Genomic DNA, 7,588 nt, shown 5'->3' with positions numbered 1-7,588 from the left:
CAAAAGCCTCCCCCACCACCCGCACGCGCCCCGCCGCGACATCGGCCTCGGCAAGCATCGCCGGGACATTTGCCTGTCCCAATCCGTTGGCGGCTGCATCGATCGCCAAGCCAGCGTCACCCAGCCGCAGCGCAGGTTCGCCGTCGGCGACGGGACAGCCCGGCCAAGCGATGCGCGTGTCGCTGTTCGACCCCGGCCCCGCGACGGTCACCATCAACGCGTCGGCGAGCGCGACGCCTTCATGTTCGCCCGCACCGTCGGTCCAGAAAATCGCAAGGTCGAGGTTCGCTTCGGTAAAGTCGATGCCGCTGTCCGCCGACACCAATGTGAATCGCACGTCGGGCGCCTGCTGGCTGTAGCGCGCCAAACGCGGCGCGAGCCATTTGGCGGTCAGGTCGCGCGGTGCGGCTATCGTCAGCGACTGCGACGATTGTCCCGCCTGCATCGCGCGCACCGATTCCTCGAACTGCAGGAAACCCTGCCGAAGCGCGTCCAGTCCGGCGTCTGCCTCGCCCGTCAGCTCCAATCCCTTGGGCGTGCGCCGGAACAGCACGACCCCCAACATATCCTCGAGTGCGCGGATCTGTTGCCCGACCGCAGCGGGGGTGACCGCCAGCTCGTCGGCGGCCCGCGTGAAACTGAGGTGCCGGGCAGCGGCGTCGAAAACGCGCAGGGCGTTGAGTGGTAGGTGTGTGCGCTTCATGATGTGGTGGCGGGCGCCACGAGCGGAAAATGCGGGATGGCGACAAGCATCTGCGATCCGTCGCCCAGTTCCATGGCATAGCTGCCCACCATCGACCCTTCTGGGGTCGGTAACGGGCATCCCGAAACATAATCATAGGCGCTTCCCGGCGCGATCAAAGGCTGTTCGCCAACGACACCTTCCCCTTCGACCTCGCTGGTCTGACCGCGCCCGTCGCTGATCCGCCAGTGACGACTGATCAACTGCACTGCGGCTTCGCCATGGTTTTCGACGCGAACATGATAGGCCCAGAACCAGCGACCGAGCGCCGGATGAGACTGTTCAGGCAGATAACTGACCGCCACGCGCACGGTGACGGAGCCGGTCGTCGCCGCAAAGGGAAAGAAGGAGGTCAGGGAAGAGTCGGGCATGGCCGCGGCAAACTCGCTCAAAGCCCGACTTCGGTCAATGCCTGGTCCAGATCGGCAATGATATCGCGGGAATCTTCCAGGCCGATGTTGATCCGCAGCATCCCCTCGACGACGCCCATGTCGGCCCGCGCCTCGGCACTGACCCCATAGTGGGTCGTCGACGCCGGGTGACAGCAAAGGCTGCGCGAATCGCCGATATTGTTGCTGATATCGACGAGTTCGAGCGCGTTGAGCAGCGACATCGCCTGTTCGCGCCCACCATCGAGGACGAACGAAAAGATCGGCCCGCACGCCTCCATCTGGCTCATCGCCAGATTATGTTGCGGATGGCTCGCGAGACCGGGATGAAGCATTCGCGCGACGCGACCTTCGATCGCCCTGCCCACCGCGAGTGAATTTTCCGACTGCCGCCGAGCACGCAAGTCGAGCGTCTCCAGCCCCTTCAGCACCACCCAGGCGTTGAACGGCGATAAGTTCGGCCCCGTGTTACGCTGGAATGGCAGCAGAACCTCGTTAATGAACTTTTCGGACCCGCAAACGGCGCCCGCGAGCACGCGCCCCTGCCCGTCCATCAGCTTCGTCGCCGAATAGGCAACGACGTCGGCGCCAAAATCCATCGGCCGCTGGAGCACCGCCGTGGCAAAGGCGTTATCGACCACCGTCGTGATCCCGTGCGCCTTCGCCGTCGCGCAGACATGCTTTACATCGACGATATCCATGGTGGGATTGGCGGGCGTTTCAAAGAAGAAGACCTTGGTGTTCGCTTTGATCGCCCGCTCCCACGCGTCATTATCGCGCCCATCGACGATGGTTGTTTCAATGCCGAAGCGAGGGCAGAGATGATCGACGAGCCAGCGGCATGACCCGAACGCGGCTTTCGCCGCGACGATATGGTCGCCCGCCGAAAGCTGGCACAACAGTGCGGTCGTCATCGCCGCCATGCCGGTTGCCTGTGCCCGACATGCCTCGGCCCCTTCCATCAGCGCAATCCGCTCTTCGAGCATCGCCACGGTGGGGTTCTGGAGCCGCGAATAGGTCATGCCCTGCGCTTCGCCGGCAAAGCGCGCGGCGACTTCCTCGGCACTGTCATAGGTGAAGCCCGAAGACAGGAAGAGCGCCTCGGACGTCTCACCATGCTCGCTGCGCCAGGTGCCCCCGCGCACGGCCTGCGTCGCGGGATGCCAGTTTTTCGTTTTGCTGCGATCGAGACCCGTCGTCTTTTTCATTCTTTTATCCGTATCACTAGATTTCCAGGGCCGAAACAACGGCATCACCCAATTCCGCCGTGCCCATATTGCCCCCAAGGTCGGCGCCGCGGCATCCGTCGGCCAGCACCTTGGCGACGGCCGCTTCGATCCGGGCAGCGGCCGCTTCGTCGCCGCCCGAGTGGCGGAGCAGCATGGCGAGCGACAGGATCATCGCCAGCGGATTGGCGATGCCCTGGCCCGCAATGTCGGGCGCGCTGCCGTGGATCGGTTCATACAGCCCCTGTTTGCTTTCGCTCAGCGATGCCGAAGCGAGCAGCCCGATCGACCCGACGCACATCGACGCCTGATCCGACAATATGTCGCCAAACAGGTTGCCCGTGACAACAACGTCGAACTGGCCGGGATTACGCACCAGCTGCATCGCGGCATTGTCGACATACATATGGCTGAGCGCCACATCTGGATAGTCGGCCGCAACCTCAATCACCACGTCGCGCCAGAGCTGCGAGGTTTCGAGCACATTCGCCTTGTCGACCGAGCAGAGACGCTTCTGACGCCCCTGCGCCGCGCGAAACGCGACATGCGCGATGCGCCGCACTTCGCTTTCGCTGTACGACATGACGTCATAGCCTTCGCGCTCGCCGCTTGCGGTCGAGCGCATGCCCTTCTCACCGAAATAGACGTCGCCGTTGAGTTCGCGGACGATCAAAAGGTCGATTGCCGATGCGACCTCGGGACGCAGCGCCGAACTGTCTTCCAGACCGGCGAACAGCTTGGCCGGGCGCAGATTGGCGAACAGGCGAAGTTCGGCGCGCAAGCCCAGGATCGCCTGTTCGGGACGCAGGTGGCGTTCGACATTGTCGAAACGCGGATCGCCGACCGCTCCGAAAAGGATGGCGTCGGCCGCCTTCGCCTTGGCGAGCGTTTCGGGCGGCAACGGATGGCCGGTCGCGGCATAAGCCGCGCCGCCGACGAGCGCCCGGTCCAGCGTCACGGGAAGCGCGAGCGCGGCAAGGACCTTTTCGGCCTCCGCCATGATCTCCGGACCGATGCCATCGCCAGCCAGCAGCAGGATTTTCAACGCTTCGCCCTTTCTTCTCTCGCCCGCCGCTTAAACAGCGTCGGCGCGTCACGCAACCGCCCTGCCCAGCCGGTCGATCAATCTTTGCCTTACCGTGAGCAAGTCGCGGTTGCGCCCGTCGAGAACATCGCGGTCGAGGAAATGCCCGGTGATGGTGAGGCCGTCGATGACATTGCCCATCGACGGGCCGGCATCCCGCCCCATCAGGAAGCGCGGCAGGCGGAACAGTCGTTCCTCATAACCGGCCGCGGCGCTTGCACTCACCGCGCCGCCCGATTTCGGGCTGATAAATGCGAGTGCGTCGTGCGCACCCGTCACGACGCATTCCTCAAGATTCAGCCCGAACCCCAGCTCCGCCAGCACCAGCAGTTCGTAACGCGCCAGCGCGGCGGCCCATTGGCGGGCGGACGAGGCGACGCCGATTGCGTCCAGAACCGCGGACAGGGCGGAATAGAGCGCCGGATAAGGCTGGCTTTCCGGCAGGACCGATGCGGTGAGGCTCGTCGTCCAGTCGATCGCTGCCGCGGCGAGCGGCTCGGCGAGCAGCGGCGCGCGGCTTTCCAGCAATTCGGCGGTCGCACCGCCAAGCTGCTCCTCGGTCCGCGCGCGCAGTTCGAGCGCGATCCGGTTCCCCGGAATCAATATTGGCCGCAGCCGCGTCGACCGCCCCCCGCGCACATAGCCCGCGACCAGCCCGGCCTCTTGTGTCAGCGCGCGGAGAATCACGCCATGTTCGCCATGCGCGCGGACCGCGCAGACGATCGCATCGGCGGTCAGGCTGGTCAAAGCACCATCTGCGTCTGCGTCACCAGCGCCACCTCGGCGCCTTCTTCGGTGCGGATCCGCGTCTGCCACACCGACAGCCGCTTACCGAGCTTCACCGGCGTCGCTTCGCCGATGAGAACCGATCCAACGGGTCCGGCACCAAGGAAATTGGTCTTGCTTTCGATCGTCGTCGTGCCGTTCGCCCCTTCAGGCAGCGTCAGGAAGGCGCCGACCGCGCCCAGACAATCGGCAAAGGCCATGATCGCACCGCCGTGGACGATCCCGCCTGCGGTGCAGATTTCTGCTCGCACGGGCAGCCTGCCCGCAACCCGCTCCTTGCTGCCTTCTTCGATCGTGATGCCCAGCGTTCCCGCAAGCGGCATGGCTGCTGCAAAATCCATAATCTTCCCCTCACCGTCCCGAATGATAGAAATCATGCACGGCCTGCGCGACCGCGGCGCTCACCCCCGGCGCCTTCCGCAAATCCTCGAGGCTGGCACCGCGCACCGCGCGCGCGGTACCGAAATGCATCAACAGCGCGCGTTTGCGGGCCGGACCGATCCCTGGCACCTCGTCGAGCGGCGAGCTGCCCATCGCCTTGGCCCGTTTCTGGCGATGTGCGCCGATCGCGAAGCGATGCGCCTCGTCACGCAGTCGCTGAATGTAGAACAGCACGGCATTGTTCGGCGGCAGCGTGAATTCGCGGCCGTCGGGATGGTAAAAGGTTTCGCGCCCGGCATTGCGGTCCGGCCCCTTTGCCACGCCCACATAGGTCAGATCGTCGATACCGAGTTCGGCGAGCACAGCGCCCGCCGCCGACACCTGCCCCTTGCCGCCGTCGATCAGCACCAGGTCGGGCCATTCGCCCTTGGTTCGCTCCGGATCTTCCTCGATCGCGCGCGCAAACCGGCGCTGGAACACCTCGCGCATCATCGCGAAATCGTCACCCGGCATCGTTTCGGCGCGCTTGATGTTGAACTTGCGATAGGCGCCCTTGATCCAACCCTCGGGCCCCGCGACGACCATCGCACCCAGCGCATTGGTCCCCTGAATGTGGCTGTTGTCGTAAATCTCGATGCGCTGCGGCGGATTTTCGAGATCGAACAGTTCAGCCAAGTCGCGGCCGATTTTGGCCTGGCTGCTGCTTTCGGCCAGCCGCCGGTCGAGTTCTTCGCCAGCATTGCGCACCGCCTGTTCGAGCAGGCGGCGGCGGTTGCCGCGTTGCGGCACGCTGATTTCGACTTTGCGGCTGCCGCTTTCACCGAGCGCCTCGGCGAGCAGCGAAGTTTCGTGGGGCTCGCGGTCGACGAGGATCAGTTTCGGCGGCGGCACCCCTTCGTAGAATTGCATCAGGAAGCTTGCCATCACCTCGGCCTCGGGCACGCCCGACACATGCGCGGGAAAGAAGCTGCGATGCCCCCAATTCTGCCCGCCGCGGATAAAGAAACCCGCGATGCACAGCTGCCCGCCCTTCGCCGCGAGCGCAAAGACGTCGGCGTCGCCCAACCCGTCGGCATGGACCGACTGGCTGCCCTGGATGAAGGTCAGGGATTTCAATCGGTCGCGGATCACCGCGGCCTGCTCATAATCCATCGCGTCCGCGGCTTTGGTCATCGCGTCGCCCAGCCTTTTCTGCACAGCGGTCGAGCGCCCTTCGAGGAAGTCCTGCGCATCGCTCACCAGCCCGGCGTAGTCCGCCTTCGAGATGCGGTCGACGCACGGCGCGCTGCACCGCTTGATCTGGTAGAGCAGGCAGGGGCGCGAGCGGTTGGCGAAAAAGCTGTCTGTGCAGCTTCTGAGCAGGAAGGTCTTTTGCAAGGCATTGAGCGTCTGGCCCACCGACCCGGCGCTGGCGAACGGGCCGTAATAGCGCCCCTTGGCGCGGCGTGCGCCGCGGTGCTTCTGAACCCGCGGGAAATCATGGTCGGTGCGCAGCAGTATGAAGGGGAAGCTTTTGTCGTCGCGGAGCAGCACATTGTACGGCGGGCGATACCGCTTGATCAACTGCGCCTCGAGCAACAACGCCTCGGCTTCGCTCGTCGTCGTGACGATCTCCATCGCGCGCGTCTGCGACACCATGCGCTGCAACCGCTGCGGCAGCCGCGCAACCTGCGTATAGTTGGCGACGCGATTCTTGAGCGCCCGCGCCTTTCCCACATAGAGCACATCGCCGCGCGCATCGAGCATGCGGTAGACGCCGGGGCGCGTCGGCAATTTGCGCACGACGCTGCGGATCGCCTCGGCGCCGCGTGCGAGGTCGGGCTGGTCGCCCTCCTCGTCGCCGCCGCGGATCACATAGGTCGCTTTTTCTTCGTTGAATCGGTCGGGAGCGTTCGGGCGGGCCATGATTTTCCATGTAGGCGATGGCGATGCGAGCCGCCATAGTGTGCGTGGTAAACAACATGGGAGGGGTCGCATGAATTTACGCGGAAAGCTCGCGCTGGTCACGGGTGGCAGCGACGGCATCGGGCGCGAGATCGCGTTGCAGTTGCAGGCGGCGGGCGCCGACGTCATCGTCACGGGCCGGTCGGCCGAGAAATTGCAGGCGATGGCGGCGCTCGGTTTCGCGACGATCGCGGGCGACCTCTCGGTCCCGGCGGGCGTCGATAAGGTCGTCAGCGGCGTCGCGAACAGGCCGCTGGCCCTGCTCGTCAACAATGCCGGGGTCGGCAGCGAATATGAGCTCGACAGGCCCGACACGCTCGAAAGCGCGGCGCATTGCATCCGCACCAACCTCGACGCGCCGATCGCGCTCTGCACACGCTTGCTGCCGGTGCTGCGCGCCCAGCCCGAAGCGGTGATCGTCAACGTCACATCGGGCCTCGCGATCGCGCCGCGCGCTGGCGGGTCGATCTATTGCGCGACCAAGGCGGGGCTGCGCAGCTATACGCAGGCGATCCGCTACTTGCTCAAGGACAGCAATGTCCGGGTCATCGAGGCGCTGCCCCCCGTCGTCGAAACGAACATGACCGCGGGCCGGGCGGGCAAGAAGATGAGCGCGCACGACTGTGCCGCCGAGATCGTCCGCGGCATCCGGACCGGCAAGAGCGAGGTCAATGCGGGGATGGTGAAGATACTTCAACTCGTCCACAGCATCTCGCCCGCATTGGCGCGGCGGATCATGATCCGCTTCTGATTGGCCTCGCCATGCCCGCGTCGGGATGGGAACCCGACATGCTTCAGCCGGAATTGATCCGCGATCGGTCGGCATGAGGACCGCATCTCGATCCAAAGTTCAGGAAAGGTCAGCCTTATGGATCGCGCGATTTGGCGCTTTCGCTGTCCTGGCTGCGCCCGGCACACTCCGCCGTGGCTGCCCACATGAGGCTGCCGGTGATCCACCAAATGAAAGAGCTGGATGAAGGCTGACACGGCCGGATAATGTAGGAAAGGATTATTTTTAAGGCGATGTCTGCTTGGG

8 protein-coding genes are annotated in these 7,588 nt (G+C 64.8%); 1 reads left to right on the top strand and 7 read right to left on the bottom strand.

The features are described 5' to 3' along the window. The 7 genes from A3E77_RS12195 to uvrC form a co-directional block, all read right to left on the bottom strand. Window positions 1-703: LysR family transcriptional regulator (locus A3E77_RS12195; protein WP_293646271.1), on the bottom strand; the 703-nt coding region annotated here is incomplete at its 3' end. Then, window positions 700-1,113 (bottom strand): Co2+/Mg2+ efflux protein ApaG, encoded by a 414-nt coding sequence (apaG, locus tag A3E77_RS12190; RefSeq protein WP_293646269.1) that lies wholly within the window; start codon window positions 1,111-1,113, stop codon window positions 700-702. The genes A3E77_RS12195 and apaG, both read right to left, overlap by 4 nt. Window positions 1,114-1,130: 17 nt before the next feature. Beyond that, window positions 1,131-2,339, bottom strand: coding sequence for a trans-sulfuration enzyme family protein (locus A3E77_RS12185; RefSeq protein ID WP_293646267.1), 1,209 nt, complete (start codon window positions 2,337-2,339; stop codon window positions 1,131-1,133). 16 nt (window positions 2,340-2,355) lie between these two features. Then, a complete protein-coding gene (leuB, locus tag A3E77_RS12180; protein WP_293646265.1) occupies window positions 2,356-3,402 on the bottom strand; it encodes a 3-isopropylmalate dehydrogenase in 1,047 nt (348 codons plus the stop codon). A 48-nt stretch (window positions 3,403-3,450) separates the two neighbouring features. Continuing rightward, window positions 3,451-4,188 (bottom strand): DNA repair protein RecO, encoded by a 738-nt coding sequence (gene recO, locus A3E77_RS12175; protein ID WP_293646263.1) that lies wholly within the window; start codon window positions 4,186-4,188, stop codon window positions 3,451-3,453. Then, on the bottom strand, window positions 4,185-4,568 hold the full coding sequence (locus A3E77_RS12170; protein WP_293646261.1) for a PaaI family thioesterase: 384 nt from the start codon (window positions 4,566-4,568) through the stop codon (window positions 4,185-4,187). Before A3E77_RS12170 ends, recO begins: the two co-directional genes overlap by 4 nt. Before the next feature lie 10 nt (window positions 4,569-4,578). Then, window positions 4,579-6,513: an excinuclease ABC subunit UvrC gene (gene uvrC / locus A3E77_RS12165; RefSeq protein ID WP_293646259.1), complete on the bottom strand. Its 1,935-nt coding sequence runs from the start codon at window positions 6,511-6,513 to the stop codon at window positions 4,579-4,581. 70 nt (window positions 6,514-6,583) lie between these two features. Here uvrC and A3E77_RS12160 point away from each other — a divergent pair, with 70 nt between their 5' ends. Next, a complete protein-coding gene (locus tag A3E77_RS12160) occupies window positions 6,584-7,303 on the top strand; it encodes an SDR family oxidoreductase (RefSeq protein ID WP_293646257.1) in 720 nt (239 codons plus the stop codon). Window positions 7,304-7,588 lie beyond the last annotated feature (285 nt).

This window comes from Sphingopyxis sp. RIFCSPHIGHO2_12_FULL_65_19 (genome assembly GCF_001830555.1).
GTDB lineage: Bacteria > Pseudomonadota > Alphaproteobacteria > Sphingomonadales > Sphingomonadaceae > Sphingopyxis.
Note: the sequence above shows the minus strand (reverse complement) of the source record. Positions and strands in the feature narration are given on the sequence as shown.